The sequence below is a fragment of the Micromonospora zingiberis genome, from assembly GCF_004331455.1.
Lineage (GTDB): Bacteria > Actinomycetota > Actinomycetes > Mycobacteriales > Micromonosporaceae > Micromonospora > Micromonospora zingiberis.
In genome coordinates this window covers 125514-142542 of the sequence record NZ_SJJR01000001.1, presented here as the reverse complement: position 1 = coordinate 142542, position 17029 = coordinate 125514, and the positions used below count along the sequence as shown (strand labels likewise).

The following is a 17029-nucleotide window of genomic DNA, read 5'->3' as shown; positions in this document are numbered from 1 at the left end:
TCAGTCGTCCCCGGGCACGGCCAGCACGGCGGCGCGTACGGCGGCGTCGGCGTGCGGGGGCACGCAGCGCAGGTCCAGCAGCAGGCGGCCGTGCGCGACCCGGCCGAGCACCGGCGGTTCGCCGGTGCGCAGCGCTGCGGCGTACCGCTCGGGCAGGCTCAACGCCCACGATTCGAGCTCCACCCCGGGGGCGCCACCGCCACCCACGACCGCCACCGACGGCACCACCTCGATCTTGTGACCGTCGGCGGCGACGGCGTCACGCAGCCGCTCGGTCCGGTCGCGCAGCGCCGCCGGATCGGCGTGCAGCGCCGACCGGGTGGGCGTGACCGGATCACCGAGTGTGGCCGCCAGCGCGGCCAGGGTCAGTTTGTCCACCCGCAACGCCCGGGCCAGCGGGTGCCGGCGCAGCCGCTCGACCAACTCGGCACGGCCGAGCAGCAACCCGGCCTGGGGACCGCCGAGCAGCTTGTCGCCGCTGGCGGTGACCAGCGCCGCGCCGGCGCGCAGGGTGCTCGCCGCGTCCGGCTCGTCGGGCAGCAGCGGGTCCGGCGCGAGCAGCCCGGAGCCGATGTCCACCACCACCGGCACCCCGAGGTCGGCCAGCCGCCGCACCGGCACGGCCGAGGTGAAGCCGGTGATCCGGAAGTTGGACGGGTGCACCTTGAGCACGAACCCGGTGCGCGGGCCGACCGCGGCGGCGTAGTCGGCCAGCGTGCTCCGGTTGGTGGTGCCCACCTCGCGCAGTCGGGCCCCGGTGCTGGTGAGCAGGTCGGGCAGCCGGAACCCGTCGCCGATCTCCACCAGTTCACCCCGGCTGACCACGATCTCCGCGTCGGCGGCCAGGGCGGTGGCGGCGAGCACCAGGGCGGCGGCACCGTTGTTCACCACGTGCACCGCCCCGGCCGACGGCACGGCGGCGGCGAGGGCGTCCAGCGCGTCACGGCCACGGCGGGCCCGTCGACCGGTGTGCAGGTCCAGTTCGACGTCGGTGTGGCCGGCGGCGGCGACCATCGCGGTCACCGCGGCGTCGGAGAGCGCGGCACGGCCGAGGTTGGTGTGCAGCAGCACCCCGGTGGCGTTGAGCACGGCCCGTGGCGTGGCCGCCGGCAACGCGGCCAGCGCGGCGTCACGTACCTGCTCGGGGTCGATCTCGCCGCGCCGGGCCCGGTCCTGGGCCTGCCGGACGGCGGCCTTGACGCGGTCCCGGCCCAGGCTGACGGCGGCCGTGGCCAGCCGTGGCTCGGCCAGCAGCGCGTCGGTGCGTGGCACCCGACGCCTCGGGTCGGCGCGACCGTCGCCCATCGGGTCATCTCCTCGCAGCGCTGGCGGAGACGGACGGGAATCGAACCCGCCTGGCCCGGGTCCCGGACCACACCGGTTTTGAAGACCGGGAGGGGCACCAGCCACCTGAACGCCTCCACCGAGCATTGGATCACAGCTCGGTCACGGCGGCACCGGGAGGTGGCCCGGCCCTACCCGTCCGGTGCCTCGGCCGCCCGCCGCCGGGCCAGGCGCTCCCGCTGCGGCAGCACCGTGTACCGGGGGTCGCGGGCGGAGACGACACCGGCGTGGAAGACCCCGAACCGGGTGGCCAACGACGCGGCCAGCAACGCCGCACCGGAGAGCGCCGCCACCGTGCGGTTACGCCCGGCCAGCACCGCGCCGGCCACCCCGGCGGCGGTCAGGGTCCGGCCGGCCCGCAGCAGCCGCCCGGCACGGCCGGTCCGGTACGGCTCGCCGAGCAGACCGAGACGGGTCTCCACCTGATGGGCGCCGTACAGTTCCAGGGCGGCACCGGCCACCGCCATCCGGCGCGCCGGACCGGCCTGTGCCGGCGGCACGGCGATCAGACCCACCGCGGCGCCGCTGGCCAGGGCACTGCCGCCGAACACCAACGGCAGATGTGGGTACGCCTCGTGCCACGACGGTACGGCGGTGTCGGCCAGCAACACCGCCGTGTACGTGCCCAGGGCCGGCGCGGTCAGCGCGGCCGCCAGCCCGGCGGCCCGCCCCAGCGGCGGCAGCGCCCGGCGGGCCAGCCGCAGCGGACCCCGTTCCGGCAACAGCGGTGCCGCCTCGGCGATGGCGGCCACCCCGGCCGCCGAACCGTACCCGGCGAGGATCCAACTGCCCACCGACATCGGGGAGGTCGGCTTGGCCACCCGCAGCATGTGGTGGAAGCGCTCCGGCCGACCCAGGTCCTTGACCAGCAGCCCGGCACTGGCGGTGATCGCGGCCAGTGCGGCGACCCGCCCGGCCCGCCGTACCGCCGGCCGGTCGGTGAGCTGCCCACCGGCCGCCAACAGCGACGACCCGGCGGCGAGTCCGCCGGTGAACAGGTACGCGGCGATCTCCCAGGTCCACACCGGCGGTTTCAGGATCGGCCGCCCGTAGTACGAGGTGAACTCGGCCGGCGGCACCGTCAGCCCCGCGTCGCCCCGCCCGCGGCGCCCGCCCGACATCTCCCGACGGAACCGCTCACCCACCGGCGGTCGCTCGGGGCTCATCGGCGACCGCCGAGGAACGCGACGACCGCGCCCGCTGCCATGGCCAGCGCGGCCACCCCGGCACGCTGCCACATCTTCGGCAGGTCACGGGTGGTGACCTGCGGATCGGGCGGCAGGCCGTACACCTCAGGCTCGTCGAGCAGCAGGAAGAAGGCCCCGTCGCCGCCGACACCGTCGTGCGGGTCGTGGCCGTAGAGCCGCGCCTCGGGCGTGCCCCGCTCGTGCAGGGTGGCGACCCGGGCGGCGGCCCGCTCCCGCAACTCGTCCAGCGGGCCGTACTGGATGGACTCGGTGGGGCAGGCCTGCGCGCAGGCCGGCGTCAGGCCCGCGCCGATCCGGTCGTAACACAGGGTGCACTTCCAGACCCGGCCGTCGTCGACCCGCCGGTCGATGACGCCGTACGGGCAGGCCGACACGCAGTAGCCGCAGCCGTTGCAGATGTCCTCCTGCACCACCACCGTGCCGAACTCGGTACGGAACAACGCCCCGGTCGGGCAGACGTCCAGGCAGCCGGCCTGGGTGCAGTGCTTGCACACGTCGGACATCATCAGCCACCGAAAGTCGCTGCGCCCCTCGGCGGTGCCGGTACGCCCCGGCGGACCGGCGGCGGGCATCCCGAGGAACTCGGTGGCCCCGGACGCCGGAGCTTCGGTCGGCTCGGATCCGCCGCGATGCCCGGCCGGCCGGGGCTGCTCGACGAAGGCGACGTGCCGCCACGAGTTCGCGGTCAACGCCCCGGTGTTGTCGTACGACATGCCGAGCAGGTCCAGCCCGGACGTGGGTACGCCGTTCCACTCCTTGCAGGCCACCTCGCACGCCTTGCAGCCGATGCAGACGCTGGTGTCGGTGAAGAAACCCATCCGGGGCGGCGCGTCGACCCAGCCGGCCCCGGCCGCCGGATCGCCCGGCGGCGGGGCGGCCGGTGTGGCGGGCCCACCGGGTCGGCCCTGCGCGTCGACCATCAGCCGTTCCCCTCTCCGTCGCCGCCGGAACCGGGCGGCCCGATCGGCACTCCGGGGGTGACCGCCGGCGGGACGGCGCCCGGCGTGACGCCCGCCCGACGACGGTAGTCGTCCACCAGCTCACCGAGCGCCGCTCCGGTGGGCCGGCGGCCCGGACGGACGTCACACGTGCCGATCTTGCTCTCCTGGATCAGTACGTTCGGGTCCAGGGTGATGCCGAACAGGTCGTTCGCCGAGTCGCCGGTGACCAACCCCTCGAACCCGAAGTGGTACGGCAGCCACAGCTGGTGGATCACCCGACCGTCCACTCGCAGCGGCACCAGCCGGTCGGTGACCAGCACCTTCGCCTCGATCACCGCGCGGGCGCTGACCAGGTGCGCCCAACCGAGATGGTTCAGCCCGGCCAGCGTCGCCAACTCCGGGGAGACCTCGACGAACATCTCCGGTTGCAGTTCCGCCAGCGGCGCCACCGTACGACTCATCCCGCCGGCCGTGTGGTGCTCGGTCAGTCGGCTGACCGTGAACACGTACGGAAAGACCTGGCTGTGTTCCTGTGGCGGGCTGGGATTGACGGAGTTCACCGGATGCCGGTACGTCTTGCGGGTCGGGTTGCCCTGCTGACCGTAGAGCGGATTACGCACCGGCGACTCCGCCGGCTCGTAGTGGGTGGGCAGCGGCCCGTCCAGTACGCCGCTGGGCGCGTACAGCCAGCCCTTGCCGTCGGCCTGCATCACGAACGGGTCGTCACCGGCCAGCGCCGCCGGCCCCGAGGCGCCCGGCGGCGGCCGGTACGACGGCGCCTTGGTCACCTCGAAGTCGGGCACGTCGTGGCCGGTCCACCGCCCCGCCGACTCGTCCCACCAGACGTAGCGCTTACGGTCGCTCCACGGCCGGCCCTGCGGGTCGGCGGAAGCCCGGTTGTACAACATGCGTCGGTTCGCCGGCCACGCCCAGCCCCACTCGGCGGCCACCCAGTCCTGCTCGCCGCCCGGCCGGCGACGGGCCGCCTGGTTCACCCCGTCGGCGTACACCCCGGCGTAGATCCAGCAGCCGACGGCGGTCGTACCGTCGTCGCGGGCCTCGGCGAAGCCGGCGAGCGGGCGACCGGTGGCGATGTCGTACCCGTTGATCTCCCGCAGCACCGCCTCGGCGTCCGGCTCGTCGTGCGGACCATGGGTGGGATAGTCCCAGGCCAGGTCCAGCAACGCCCGGTCGCGGGGCAGCGGCGACCCGGCCAGCTTCTCCCGCAGCCGGCGCCCCAGGTGGTAGAAGAACCACAACTCCGAGCGGGCGTCGCCGGGCGGATCGACCGCCTTCTCCCGCCACTGCAACAACCGCTGGGTCTGGGTGAAGGTGCCCTCCTTCTCCACGTGCGAGGCGGCGGGTAGGAAGAACACCTCGGTACGGCACTCCTGCGGCACGATCTCACCGGTGGCCACCTCGGGGCCGCGCTGCCAGAACGTCGCACTTTCGATCATGAACAGGTCCCGTACCACCAGCCACTCCAGGTTGGCCATGCCGAGCCGCTGCGCCCGACCGTGCGCCGAGCCGACCGCCGGGTTCTGGCCGAGCAGGAAGTAACCCCTGATCTTCCCGTCGATCATGTCGAGCACCTGCTGGTAGGTGCCGTGGTCACCGGTGAGCCGAGGCAGGTAGCCGTAGCAGAAGTCGTTGTCCGGGGTGGCCGCCTCGCCCCAGTACGCCTTCAGCAGGCTGGCCGCGTACGCGCGGGCGTTGCCCCAGAAACCCTTCTGCCCGGGGTGCCGGATGGCGTTCACCCAGTCGTCGAAGGTGGGGTGCTGGGCGTGATGCGGCATAGGCAGGTAGCCGGGCAGCAGGTTGAACAGCGTCGGGATGTCGGTGGAGCCCTGGATGCTGGCATGCCCGCGCAGCGCCAGCACCCCGCCACCGGGTCGACCCACGTTGCCCAGCAACAGTTGGATGATCGCTCCGGTGCGGATGTACTGCACCCCGACGCTGTGCTGCGTCCACCCCACCGAATAGATCAGGCAGCCGGTCCGCTCCCGGCCCGAATTCTGCGTCCAGGCGCGGGCCAACTCCAGGAACTTCTCCGGCGGCAGCCCGCAGACCCGCTGCACCATCTCCGGCGTGTAGCGGGCGAAATGCCGCTTGAGGATCTGGTAGACGCAGCGCGGATGCTGCAACGTCTCGTCCCGCTCGACCTGGCCGGCGATCGGGGCACCATGCGACTCGTGCCGCAGCCCGGCGGCGGTCTCCCGCGCGGTCGCCGTGTGACCGCTGCCGGAATCCCGCTCGTGCCCGGCGTACTGCCAACTGTCCTGCACGTAACTGCCGGTGGCCGGATCGAACCCGGAGAAGAGCCCCTCGGCGTCCTCGGCGTCGACGAAATCCTCGCTGACGATCGTCGCCGCGTTCGTGTACGCCAGCACGTACTCCCGAAAGTCCAGCTCGTTAGTCAGGATGTAGTTGATCACTCCGCCGAGCAGGGCGATGTCGGTGCCCGCCCGGATCGGCAGATAGACGTCAGCCGACGCGCTGGTCCGAGTGAACCGTGGATCGACATGGAACACCTTCGCCCCACGCTTACGCGCCTCCATCACCCACTGGAAGCCCACCGGGTGGGCCTCGGCCATGTTCGACCCCTGGATGACGATGACGTCAGCGTTCGCCACGTCCTGTTGGAAAACCGTCGCGCCACCGCGACCGAAGCTGGCCCCCAGACCGGGGACGGTGGCGGAGTGTCAAATCCGCGCCTGGTTCTCGATCTGAAGCGCCCCCATCGCGGTGAACAACTTCTTGATGAGGTAGTTCTCCTCGTTGTCCAGCGTCGCCCCACCGAGGCTGGAAATGCCCAACGTACGGTTCAACGGCCGACCCTCGGCGTCCACGTCCTCCCACGTCTCGGCGCGGGCGGCGAGGATCCGGTCGGCGATCATGTCGAGCGCGGTGTCGAGGTCGAGGTCCTCCCACTCGGTGCCGTACGGCCGGCGGTAACGCACCGTCGTCTGCCGCAGCGGACTGGTCACCAGACTCTTGCTGGCCGAGCCCTTCGGGCAGAGCCGACCACGGGAAATGGGGCTGTCCGGGTCGCCCTCGATCTGGGTGACCTGGTTACCCGAGACGAAGACCCGCTGCCCACAACCGACCGCACAGTACGGGCAGACGGAACGGGCCACCCGGTCGGCGGCCTCGGTGCGCGGGGTGAGCGCCGCCGAACGGGCAGACTGGGCCGCCGCGCCCCGGCCCAGCGGATCGGCGCCGGTGAGCTGCCGGTAGACCGGCCAGCCCAGCAACACGTCCCGCAGACCCACGCCCGTCACCTCCGAGTTCGACCTTAGGGCAGACGAGCGCGGTCGGCGACCCGGCTCGGCAGAACCGGACCGCCCCCGACCCGTAGACGGGCCGGGGGCGGCAGTGGGTGTCGGTGTGCAGGTCGCCTCTCGGCGAGTGGCGCGACGCGGCTCCAGCCGAACGGTATTCCGCGAAGGCAATTAGGTGAGGCCCGGGGACACTGGATCACACCGACGCTCGGTACAACCGACCCACCTCCATCCTTGTTCCCACTCCCCAGCAACTCACTCCCACCAGCTCTGCTGTGCAAGGAAGGGCACCTTATTAACGCCTGAGGTAGAGGAAGGGCCCCCTGTTAACACCCGGCCCGGCAGCGCGCAGGGCGGCGTAGGGCGGGAGCCCGGCCGCGCAGGGCGGGAGCCCGGCCACGCAGGGCAGGACCGGCGGAGCCGAGCCAGGGCAGGCCGGGGGTGGTGGAGACGACGTTGGCCGGCACCCGGGTTCGGGTGCCGGCCAACGGTTTATTGCTCCCCCTGTGAAGGAATGTCAGCTGTTCCAGTGCTGGGTGACCAGGTCGGCGGCCTGCTGCTCCCACTGGGCGTAGTGGTCGGGGTACGCCGACACCTGCACGGTCTGGGCGGCCTTGGTCAGCGGCATGTCCTGCCACCCGTCGACCTGCTTGAGGCCCTTGAGGAAGGCCAGGGTGGAGTACTCGGGGTCGGTGATCTGCTCGACCGTGCCCCAACCGCTGGAGGGGCGCTGCTGGAACAGGCCCTGCGAGTCGTGGTCGTTACGGTCACCGAGGTGGCCGAGGTTCTCCAGCTTCGACTCCTGCAGGGAGGTGGCGATCGCGACCACGGCGGCACGCTCGTCCATACCGGCCTTCTTCGTCGCCGAGATGATCGCCTTCACACTCGCGACCTGCTCACCGTTGAGGTCGATGCGGGACTGGGCGCCCTGCACACCGTGCGGAATCAGCTTGCTCGTGTCGGGCTTGTCGGCCTGCACCGCCACAGCGGTGGTACCGGCCACGGGGGTCACGTCGGCGTGGGCGGCGACCGGGCCGGCGAACACGCCACCGGCGAACGCGACACCAGCGATACCCAGAACAGTCTTACGCAGCATCGAAGTCATGATCAAAGCTCCATTCGGGGGTAGACGCCACCCGCCACAAGGGGACGGCAAGCAACGCAAACGCCGTCAGGCGCTAAAAGACAAAAGAGGGAAAGAGGTCCGGCTGACTCGCGGGGTGGGGGGCCTCGCGGCGCCGGGACCATGTGTAACGACCGGCCGGGCCAGGTCATTCCGAAATCCGCCCGCCGACCACACCGACCAGCACCGCCACCGAAGCGGGCCCGGCCAGCCATGTACAACCAACCCGACCCGGCCGGCATTCCACCCCGAGGGCACTGCCACCCACACCCCGAAACGGACGTCTGGCTCAAATTGCCGACAACTGGGCGGGCACACTGCCCGCCGGTACGCCGATCCCGACGCCGGCGAGCCGGGACGATCCGATTTCGGCCGGTGCGGGGTTACCCTGACAGCATGCAGGCCGTCTCATCCGTCACGACCGGCGTGGCGTACCTCGCCCGGCCCGGCCGGCCCGCCGTGGTCGCCCGGACGCTGGCCGAGCTGCGCGGGCCCACCCGCGGGGTGGTGGAGTTGCCGGTGCGACTGATGTGGAGCAGCGACCGCGCGTTCGACCTGGCCGATCCGGACCAACTGCTCTGGATGTACGAAAACGTACTGCGCGAGACCACCAGCCTCGACGACCTGCGCCGTCTGGTCGACGGCCGGACACTGCGCCGGGTGTGGCGGCTGCTGAACCTGCCCCACGGCGTACGTGCGGCGTGGGAGAGCCGGCACCGGGGTCTCCGGTCAGCGTGACCGGGTCCCACCCGCACGACTTCTACCGCGAGGTGGCCCGGGTGGCGCTGGCCGTCGCCGGTCCGCACCGCTTCGTGCTCGGCGGCGGTGTGGCGTGGGCGGCCCACGGGCTGGTCACCCGCCCCACCGAAGACGTCGACCTCTTCGCCGACGTGGAGGGTGCTGCCGCCGCGGCAGCCGCCGGAGTCCGAGCGGCGTTGCAGGCGGCCGGGTTCGAGGTGACCAACGCGGACCCGGACAGCGACCTCGGCAACCTGTTCGACGGCTTCGACCAGGACATGCGGGACTTCGTCGTCGCCCGGGACGGCCGCCAGATCCGGCTCAGTCTGGCAAGACTCGACCGGCACCGTAGCCCGGTGGTGATGGACCTCGGGCCGGTGATGGACGTCCGCGATCTGATCGCCAACAAGACCGCCGCCCTGGTCAACCGTCGCGAGGTCCGCGACTACATCGACGTGGCCGCCGCCCTGGCGCACCGGTCGGTCGCCGACCTGCTGGATTTGGCCCGGCAGCTCGATCCCGCGCTCGACGACGAGGACGTCCGGGCCGCCGGCCGTTACCTGGACCGGATTCCGGACCGCCGCTTCGCCCGCTACGGCCTCGACGCCGCCGACATCGCCCAGATCCGGCGACAGCTCACGGACTGGCCCCGCTGACGTCGGCGCGCCGCTGGGTGTAGCCGCCGACGGCCACCTCGACCAACGCGGCCGACCACATCGACGGGCACCGCGCCCCTCCCTCGCACAAACGTTAAGAAGGGACCCCTTATCTACCGCAGGCGTTAACAAGGTGCCCTTCCTTTCATCTCATTTGGTGAAGCGGCCACCGGTGACGCCGAGTACCTCGCCGGTGATGAAGCTCGACTCCTGCGAGGCGAAGAAGACGTACGCGGGCGCCAGCTCGGCGGGCTGACCGGGGCGACCGACCGGGGTGTCCGTACCGAACTGCTTCACCTTCTCCTCCGGCATCGTCGCCGGGATCAACGGGGTCCAGATCGGGCCCGGCGCGACGGCGTTCACCCGGATGCCCTTGTCGACCAGGTCGGCGGCGAGGGCCTTGGTGAAGTTCGCGATCCCCGCCTTGGTGGTGGCGTAGTCGAGCAGCTGCGGTGACGGGTCGAACGCCTGGATCGACGACGTGTTGATGATCGCCGAACCTTCGTCCAGGTGCGGCAGCGCCGCCTTGCACAGCCAGAACATCGCGTACAGGTTGGTCTTGAACACCCGGTCGAACTGCTCGGTGCTGATCCCGGCGAGGCCCTTGTCCTGTGCCATCTGGTACGCCGCGTTGTTCACCAGGATGTCGATGCCACCCAGGTCGGACAGCGCCCGGTCGATCAGCGCCTGGCAGTTGTCCTCGTCGGCGATGTCGCCGCGTACCGCGACGCCCTTGCGACCGGCGGCCCCGATCAGCCGTACGGTCTCCTGCGCGTCGGCGTCCTCCTCCTCGCCGAGGTAGGAGATCAGTACGTCGGCGCCTTCCCGGGCGAAGGCGATCGCCACCGCCCGACCGATACCGGAGTCACCGCCGGTGATGACCGCCTTCTTTCCGTCCAGCTTGCCGGTGCCCTGGTAGGTCTCCTCGCCGTGATCCGGCTTCGGCGTCATCGCCCCGGTACGCCCCGGCGGCGACTGCTGCTGGCTCGGCTGTCCCGACTGCTGGCCGTACTGCTCGGTCGGGTCCTGCTGGGTGTGCTGGTCATGGCTCACGGACGTCTCCTCGTGCGGGTCGATTCGATCCGGTCCTGGATGGCCCTACCCGCACCGGTTGCCCGGAAACAGCCGATCGTGGGCAAGGCTGACGTCACTTGTCTGGTCTAAGGTGCCCACGGCGCTCATAAGGCGCCGAACCCGTCTGGAAAGGGCAGCAGATGACCTCCTCCCCCGCCGGTCCGTCCCGCCGTCAGGTGCTCGTCGCGGCGGCGGCCGCGGCCGCCGCACCGCTGGTCACCGCCGCGCCCGCGGCCGCCGCCGGCAAGCCACGGAGCTGGGACCTCACCCTGCTCGGCACGTCGGACACCCACGGCAACGTCTACAACTGGGACTACTACCGCGACACCGAGTACGACGACAGCCGGGGCAACGATGTCGGTGTGGCGAAGCTGGCCACTCTGATCAACCAGATCCGCGCCGAGCGGCGCGGCCGGGCCACGCTGGTGCTCGACGCCGGCGACACGATCCAGGGCACCCCGCTGGCCACCTACTACGCCAAGCAGGAGCCGATCACCGTCACCGGGGAGAAACACCCGATGGCCCGGGCGATGAACATCATCGACTACGACGCGGTGACGCTGGGCAACCACGAGTTCAACTACGGGCTGCCGCTGCTGGACAAGTGGATCCGCCAACTCGGCTTCCCCGCCCTGGCCGCCAACGCGGTCAACGCCGCCACCGGAAAGCCGGCCTTCCAGCCGTACGTGATCAAGAAGGTTTCGCTCGGCTTCGCCGCACCGACGCTGCGGGTCGGCATCCTCGGCCTGACCAACCCGGGCACCACGATCTGGGATCGGGCGCACGTCGAGGGCCGGCTCCGCTTCGACGACATGATCGCCACCGCGGCCAGGTACGTGCCGATCATGCGGCAGCGCGGCGCCGACCTCATCCTGATCTCGGCGCACGGCGGCGACAGCGGCACCTCCAGCTACGGCCCGGAACTGCCGGTGGAGAACCCGACCGCCATGATCGCCGCGCAGGTGCCCGGCATCGACGCGATCCTGTTCGGGCACGCCCACGCCGAGGTGCCCGAGCGTTTCGTGACCAACCCGACCACCGGCGAGCAGGTGCTGCTCTCCGAGCCGTCGCGCTGGGGCCAGCGGCTGACCCGGATGGATTTCACCCTGACCCGGGAACGCGGCCGTTGGAAGATCACCAAGAAGGGCGCCACGCTGCTCAACACCAACACCGTGGTCGAGGACCCGAAGGTCCTGGCCGCGGTGCGCAAGCAGCACGAGAAGACCGTCGCGTACGTCAACCAGGTGGTGGCCCGGTCCACCGAGGAACTGTCGGCTGCCACGTCCCGCTACCAGGACACCCCGATCCTGGACTTCATCAACCACGTACAGACCGAGGCGGTCACCACGGCCCTGGCCGGCGGCGAGTACGCCGACCTGCCGGTGTTGTCGATCGCCGCGCCGTTCAGCCGCTCCGCCGTCTTCCCCGCCGGTGACGTACTGATCCGTGACGTGGCCGGGTTGTACGTCTACGACAACACCCTCGAAGCGGTGGTGCTGCGTGGCGCCGAGGTGCGGGCCTACCTGGAATATTCGGCGAAGTTCTTCCGCACCCACGCCGTCGGTACGCCGGTCGACCCGGACACGATCAGCGACCCGGCGGTGCCGGACTACAACTACGACGTCTTCTCCGGCCTCGACTACGACATCGACATCTCCCGTCCGGTCGGCCAGCGGATCACCCGTCTCGTGCTGCCCGGTACCGACACTCCGGTCGGCGACGACGCCCGGTTCGTGGTGGCCGTGAACAACTACCGGCGCAGCGGCGGCGGCAACTTCCCCGGCATCGTGAAGACGCAGGTCTACAACGCGCAGCAGGAGATCCGCCAGCTGCTCATCGACTGGGCGCAGGAGCGCGGTGTGATCGACCCGGCCGACTTCTTCCGGCCGAACTGGCGCCTGGTCCGCGCTGGCGTTCCCGTCTTCTGACGGCCCCTTCCACCGCAGGAGCCCTCGGCGCCTACCGCCGAGGGCTCCTGCACGCAGCGCTCGGCCAGGTTGAGGGTGCGAACGCCTCCGGCGGACCGGTCACCCCTGTTGCAACGGGAGCGTGTACGCGTGCACGAAGAAGGTTTCGACACGCGCCCGGTGCAGGTGACCGGCCAGGGCAACGTCGCCCTCTCGGCCGAGGACCACATGCACATGGACTTTGCCGTCTCGGATCTCGCCGGTTCCGCTCAGCTCGAACGGCTGCCGGTACTCGTTGACGATATCCGTGCTTGCGTCGTCCGCAGGCATGTTGCTGATTGCACACTCATCGACAGCACCGATGAGAGAGACGATTGCGCCATTCGTTATACCCTCTTCTGCTGCACGTCGGGTAAGCGCGTCGATTACTTCTTCACCAGGCTTGACGCTCAACAGCTTCATCGGTCGTCTATCCATTCGATAGAGGAGTGGCACCGGCCAGCACTGCGGCATATGCGCGCAGGTTCTCGCGGCACGGTTCGTTCTTTACGGCCAGCAACAGAGCGGACCGTATCCGCACGAACACCACTGGGGCTGTCACCGTCACCGGGCCGGCGACGTCATGGACGGCTCCGCCGACAACGGCCGTGATCTCTTGAAGGCTCATCGGAAGCACGTGATGAACCTACCGGTGCCGGGCGAGCGGGGTGGGTGGCTCACCGATGTGTGTAGCCGGGTCGTGGGGCCTGCTCGTCGACAGCTACTGGCAATAGGCCAACTGGCACGCGTGCGTGGGTGACGACTGCCGGCACACCCGCTAGAGCATCCTAGGATCCTGTCTGGCTCGGCGACCTTCAGGGCGAGCCAGACAGGATCGACCACGTCACCCGCGAGCTTGCGTCAGGGCTGGTGGGTGAGGGATGCGCGCGGGCTGGGCAGCCGGGCGGCCAGGGCCAGCGCCGTCCGTACGGGCATCCGCTCGACCAACTGGCCGAAGTCGGCCCGGCCCAGGCAGAACCGGGTGAACGCGCGCCAGCCCGGCGGGGTGGCCACCGCCGCGTGGAAAAGCTCCGGACGCCGGGAGAAGACGTCGAGCAGCCGGTACCCGGCCCGCATGGCGGGCACGAGTCGCCGCTCGACCGCCCGTTCGTAGCCGGCCAGGTCGCCGTCGGCGACCGCCTCACCGGCCAGTTCGCCGGAGCGCAACGCGTAGCTGATCCCCTCCCGCGTCCAGGGTTCCAGCAGGCCGGCGGCGTCCCCGGCGACCAGGACCCGGCCCCGGCGCAGCGGCGAGTCGTCGGCCCGGCACCGGGTCAGGTGCCCCGAGTCATGCGCCGGTGGCAGCCCGGACAGGCCCAGGCGGTCGACGAACCGGCGCAGGTACTCCCGGGTCCGCTCCCCCTCGCCCCGGCCGGCGATCACCCCGACCGTGAGCCGGTCGCCTTTGGGGAAGACCCAGGCGTACGAACCGGGCAGCGGGCCCCAGTCGAGCAACACCCGGTGCCGCCACCGGGTCTGCTGCGGCGGCGGCACCGGCAGCTCCAGTTCCAGCCCCAGATCCACCTGCCGGCAGCGAACCCCGACGTGTCGCGCGCTGACCCCGGACGAGCCGTCCGCGCCGACGACCGTACGCGCCAGGAGCGTGGCACCGTCGGCCAGCCGCAGGCGTACGCCATCGGGGGTCTGGTCCAGGGCGCGGACGGTGACCCGCTCGCGGACCTCGGCCCCGGCGGCCACCGCGGCGGCGCGCAGCCGGTCGTCGAACTCCTCCCGGCGCACCAGGCTGACCAGGTGCCCGGCGCGGTGTCGCCGGGTGAACGGGCGACGCCCGTCCAAAGTGAAGGTGACCTGGTCGACCACGTCGTGGACGGGTACCTCGATCCGGTCGGCGACGGCGGCGAGCGAGGTGCCGGTCAGCCCGCCGCCACAGGTCTTGTATCGCGGGTGCGCGGCCCGTTCGAGGACCAGGGTGCGAACACCGCGCCGGGCGGCGACATAGGCGGCCGAGAGTCCGGCCGGGCCACCGCCGATCACCACGAGTTGCCAATCGGTCACCGATGCAGCGTAGGTCAGCGCGGACGGTCGTGCGGGGACGGCGAGCGCGGGCCGGCGGCCGGGTGGGGTGCATCTTCGGCGGCGCAGGGGGTAACCGCGCGACGCAGACCGCCTGCCGCAGGCGGGTCGAGCGTGAGGAGGACACCATGCAGCAGGTGCAGCTGTCGGACGTCGAGGCTCGGGTTTACGACGCGGTGGCGGCCCTGGAGGCGCGCGGACAGGTCCCGTACCCGGACCTGATCGCCCAGGAGTGCGGCCTGACCGAGGAGCAGTTGCAGTCCCCGCTGCACCTGCTCACCGAGAAGAACCTGCTGCACCGGGAGGATTCGCCGATGGCCGGGCTGGACTTCGGTCCCCGGTTCTGCGCGCAGCAACTGGCGTGACGGGCACCGCCGGACGGTACGTTCCCCGGGTAGCCGGGACGGCGCTCGGGGGGACACCATGAGTTCGGCGGGCTCCGACTCGTACGACGGTCGACGGCGTTGGCAGGCCCTCGGCGTCGGGCTGGTCGCGGCGTTCATGACGCTGCTGGACATCAGCATCGTCAACGTGGCCATCCCGTCGCTGGACCGGGCCCTGCACGCCAGCCCGGCCGACTTGCAGTGGGTGCTGTCCGGCTACGCGTTGACCTTCGGGCTGGTGCTGGTGCCGGCGGGCCGCTTCGGTGACGTGCACGGCCGACGCAACGCGTTCGTGTTCGGCATCGCCCTGTTCACGGTCACCAGCGCGGCGGCCGGGCTGGCCCAGTCCCCCACCTGGCTGATCGTCGCCCGGCTGCTCCAGGGCGCCGCCGCCGGCCTGGTGAACCCACAGGTGACCGGGATGATCCAGCAACTCTTCCAGGGGCCCGAACGGGCCCGGCCGTTCGGGCTGCTCGGCGCCACCATCGGTATCTCCACGGCGGTCGGTCCGCTGCTCGGTGGCCTGCTGATCGCCGCGGGCGGGCCGGAGCACGGCTGGCGGTGGGTCTTCTTCGTCAATGTGCCGGTGGGCATCGTCGCGGTGATCCTCGGCTGGCGGTTGATGCCGCGCCGGCCGGTGGGCCAAACCGTGCGCCGCCGGTCCGACCCGGTCGGCGTCCTGCTGCTCGGCGTCGGCGTGACGCTGGTGCTGCTGCCGTTGGTGCAGCGGGAACAGTGGCCGGGTGCGGCGAAGTGGCTGCTGCTGCCCGCCGGTCTGGTCACGCTGGTCGGCTTCACATTCTGGGAGCGGCGGTACGCCCGGCAGGGTCCCCCGCTGTTCGACGTCCGCCTGTTCCGCCGCCAGTCGTACGCCCTAGGCGCGCTGATCGCCCTGATCTACTTCGGCGGCTTCACCGCGATCTTCTTCATCTTCACCCTGTACCTACAGATCGGCCACGGCTACACCGCCCTCGTCGCGGGCCTGGCGATCACCCCGTTCGCGCTCGGTTCGGCCGTCGCGTCGGCGGTCGGCGGCCGGATCGTCAACCGGTTCGGCCGGCCGCTGGTCGCCGTCGGGCTGCTCGCCGTGGTGGTCGGGCTCGGCCTGGTGGCCCTGGCCATCGAGCTGGCGCCGCACGCCCCGGTGCCCTGGGTGACCGCCGCTCCCCTGCTGCTCGCCGGGATCGGCAGCGGTCTGGTGATCGCGCCGAATCAGACGTTGACCCTGTCCCAGGTGCCGGTACCGCAGGCGGGCAGCGGGGCGGGGATGCTCCAGACGGGCCAGCGCATCGGCTCGGCGGCCGGCATCGCCGCCGTCGGCGCGGTCTTCTTCTCGGTGGTGAGCAGCAGCGGCGACTGGTCGAAGGCGTTCGAGCGTTCGCTGCTGGTCTCTGCCGGGATCATCACACTGGCCCTGCTCGCCGCCCTCGTGGACATCGTCCGGCACCGCCAGCACGCCTGAGGCGCCCCGCAGACACGAACCGGCCGGCCCCGCATGCAGGGCCGGCCGGTTCTGTGGAGCTCACCAGAGTTGCGAGACGACGTCCGCCGCCTGCTCCTCCCACTGCGCGTAGTGGAACGGGTAGGCCGAGACCTGCACCGTCTGCGCGGCGTCGGTCAGCGGCATGTCGCGCCAACCGTTGACGTTGCGCAGCGCCTGGAAGAAGGCCGCCGAGGAGTACTCGGGGTCGGTGATCTGCGCTTCGGTGCCCCAGCCGCTGGACGGCCGCTGCTGGAACAGGCCCTGCGAGTCGTGGTCGTTGTACGCCCCCAGGTGACCGAGGTTGTACAGCTTCGACTCCTGCAAGGCGGTGGCGACGCCGATCACCGCGCCGCGCTCGCCGACGCCGGTCTTCTTGGCCACCTCGATGATGGTCTTGGCGTTCTGCCGCTGGGCGTTGTCGAGCGGGACCCGCGACTGCCCGCCCTGCACGCCGTACGGGACCAGTTCGTCGCGGGTCGGCTTGCCGGCGGCCGGCTTGTCGGTGCTCCCGCCGGTGGTCAGCCCGGATTCGACCGTGGCGTCCGTGGCGTCCGTGGCGTCCCGGCCGGTGGCCTTGTCGATCGCCGCCACGGCGCCCTGGTGCGGGCCGGTGGTGATCGGTGCGGCGACGGCCGTCGGGCCGAAAGCCAGCCCGGCGAGGGCGGTGACGCCCAACACGCTCAGTGCGGTCCTGCGGTTCGGGTTCGTCGCGATGGCCGGGAGCCATCGAGTGAAGTCGAGCTTCACGATGGTTGCCCTTTCGATCGTTACGAGCCGCTCGGGGTTGAGCCGCTCTCGGGGGAACTGCGGTGGCCGGA

Annotated in this window: 13 protein-coding genes, 1 tRNA gene and 1 pseudogene; 5 read left to right on the top strand and 10 right to left on the bottom strand. The window is 71.3% G+C overall.

Translation table 11 applies throughout. The features are described from left to right. From selA to E0H26_RS00590, 6 genes and pseudogenes are all read right to left on the bottom strand, one after another. A complete protein-coding gene (selA, locus tag E0H26_RS00615) occupies positions 1–1305 on the bottom strand; it encodes an L-seryl-tRNA(Sec) selenium transferase (RefSeq protein ID WP_131299446.1) in 1305 nt (434 codons plus the stop codon). Positions 1306–1326: 21 nt separating this feature from the next. Continuing rightward, positions 1327–1422: transfer RNA gene (locus E0H26_RS29080), tRNA-Sec, on the bottom strand. Positions 1423–1475: 53 nt separating this feature from the next. Further along, the gene (gene nrfD / locus E0H26_RS00610) at positions 1476–2510 is read right to left on the bottom strand and encodes an NrfD/PsrC family molybdoenzyme membrane anchor subunit (protein ID WP_131299443.1); all 1035 of its coding nucleotides are present in this window, start codon (positions 2508–2510) and stop codon (positions 1476–1478) included. Then, on the bottom strand, positions 2507–3472 hold the full coding sequence (locus E0H26_RS00605; RefSeq protein ID WP_131299440.1) for a 4Fe-4S dicluster domain-containing protein: 966 nt from the start codon (positions 3470–3472) through the stop codon (positions 2507–2509). Before E0H26_RS00605 ends, nrfD begins: the two co-directional genes overlap by 4 nt. Before the next feature lie 79 nt (positions 3473–3551). Further along, positions 3552–6765, bottom strand: a pseudogene (gene fdh, locus E0H26_RS00600) (formate dehydrogenase); the annotation flags it as partial. Positions 6766–7291: 526 nt separating this feature from the next. Continuing rightward, positions 7292–7879: a hypothetical protein gene (locus tag E0H26_RS00590; protein ID WP_131299431.1), complete on the bottom strand. Its 588-nt coding sequence runs from the start codon at positions 7877–7879 to the stop codon at positions 7292–7294. Positions 7880–8293: 414 nt separating this feature from the next. Here E0H26_RS00590 and E0H26_RS00585 point away from each other — a divergent pair, with 414 nt between their 5' ends. Both E0H26_RS00585 and E0H26_RS00580 read left to right on the top strand, forming a co-directional pair. Then, positions 8294–8635, top strand: coding sequence for a hypothetical protein (locus tag E0H26_RS00585; RefSeq protein WP_131299428.1), 342 nt, complete (start codon positions 8294–8296; stop codon positions 8633–8635). Beyond that, on the top strand, positions 8632–9291 hold the full coding sequence (locus tag E0H26_RS00580) for a nucleotidyl transferase AbiEii/AbiGii toxin family protein (RefSeq protein ID WP_240741946.1): 660 nt from the start codon (positions 8632–8634) through the stop codon (positions 9289–9291). Before E0H26_RS00585 ends, E0H26_RS00580 begins: the two co-directional genes overlap by 4 nt. A gap of 150 nt (positions 9292–9441) precedes the next feature. Here E0H26_RS00580 and E0H26_RS00575 read toward each other — a convergent pair whose 3' ends face one another. After that, entirely contained in the window at positions 9442–10344 is a 903-nt protein-coding gene (locus tag E0H26_RS00575; protein ID WP_131299422.1) for an SDR family oxidoreductase, read from the bottom strand. Positions 10345–10505: 161 nt separating this feature from the next. Between E0H26_RS00575 and E0H26_RS00570 the strand changes: the two genes are divergently transcribed. Further along, positions 10506–12293: a bifunctional metallophosphatase/5'-nucleotidase gene (locus E0H26_RS00570; protein ID WP_131299419.1), complete on the top strand. Its 1788-nt coding sequence runs from the start codon at positions 10506–10508 to the stop codon at positions 12291–12293. Positions 12294–12392: 99 nt separating this feature from the next. Here E0H26_RS00570 and E0H26_RS00565 read toward each other — a convergent pair whose 3' ends face one another. Beyond that, on the bottom strand, positions 12393–12734 hold the full coding sequence (locus E0H26_RS00565) for a PPC domain-containing DNA-binding protein (RefSeq protein WP_131299416.1): 342 nt from the start codon (positions 12732–12734) through the stop codon (positions 12393–12395). Positions 12735–13172: 438 nt separating this feature from the next. After that, complete coding sequence (locus tag E0H26_RS00555; protein ID WP_131299413.1) at positions 13173–14327, bottom strand: geranylgeranyl reductase family protein; 1155 nt, start codon at positions 14325–14327, stop codon at positions 13173–13175. Positions 14328–14473: 146 nt separating this feature from the next. Here E0H26_RS00555 and E0H26_RS00550 point away from each other — a divergent pair, with 146 nt between their 5' ends. Together E0H26_RS00550 and E0H26_RS00545 are read left to right on the top strand one after the other, a co-directional pair. Continuing rightward, a complete protein-coding gene (locus E0H26_RS00550) occupies positions 14474–14710 on the top strand; it encodes a hypothetical protein (protein WP_131299409.1) in 237 nt (78 codons plus the stop codon). A 58-nt stretch (positions 14711–14768) separates the two neighbouring features. Continuing rightward, complete coding sequence (locus E0H26_RS00545) at positions 14769–16190, top strand: MFS transporter (protein WP_131299406.1); 1422 nt, start codon at positions 14769–14771, stop codon at positions 16188–16190. Between the two features lie 60 nt (positions 16191–16250). On the opposite strand, the gene E0H26_RS00540 is transcribed toward E0H26_RS00545, so the two are convergent. Beyond that, complete coding sequence (locus tag E0H26_RS00540) at positions 16251–16958, bottom strand: hypothetical protein (protein WP_131299403.1); 708 nt, start codon at positions 16956–16958, stop codon at positions 16251–16253. Positions 16959–17029 lie beyond the last annotated feature (71 nt).

What these genes read in the sequence shown, in the direction of transcription:
- selA (WP_131299446.1), bottom strand. Translation starts at nt 1,305, where the DNA reads ATGGGCGACGGTCGCGCCGACCCGAGGCGTCGGGTGCCACGCACCGAC.
- E0H26_RS00590 (WP_131299431.1), bottom strand. Translation starts at nt 7,879, where the DNA reads ATGACTTCGATGCTGCGTAAGACTGTTCTGGGTATCGCTGGTGTCGCG.
- E0H26_RS00550 (WP_131299409.1), top strand. Translation starts at nt 14,474, where the DNA reads ATGCAGCAGGTGCAGCTGTCGGACGTCGAGGCTCGGGTTTACGACGCG.
- E0H26_RS00585 (WP_131299428.1), top strand. Translation starts at nt 8,294, where the DNA reads ATGCAGGCCGTCTCATCCGTCACGACCGGCGTGGCGTACCTCGCCCGG.
- E0H26_RS00545 (WP_131299406.1), top strand. Translation starts at nt 14,769, where the DNA reads ATGAGTTCGGCGGGCTCCGACTCGTACGACGGTCGACGGCGTTGGCAG.
- E0H26_RS00565 (WP_131299416.1), bottom strand. Translation starts at nt 12,734, where the DNA reads ATGAAGCTGTTGAGCGTCAAGCCTGGTGAAGAAGTAATCGACGCGCTT.
- E0H26_RS00605 (WP_131299440.1), bottom strand. Translation starts at nt 3,472, where the DNA reads ATGGTCGACGCGCAGGGCCGACCCGGTGGGCCCGCCACACCGGCCGCC.
- nrfD (WP_131299443.1), bottom strand. Translation starts at nt 2,510, where the DNA reads ATGAGCCCCGAGCGACCGCCGGTGGGTGAGCGGTTCCGTCGGGAGATG.
- E0H26_RS00570 (WP_131299419.1), top strand. Translation starts at nt 10,506, where the DNA reads ATGACCTCCTCCCCCGCCGGTCCGTCCCGCCGTCAGGTGCTCGTCGCG.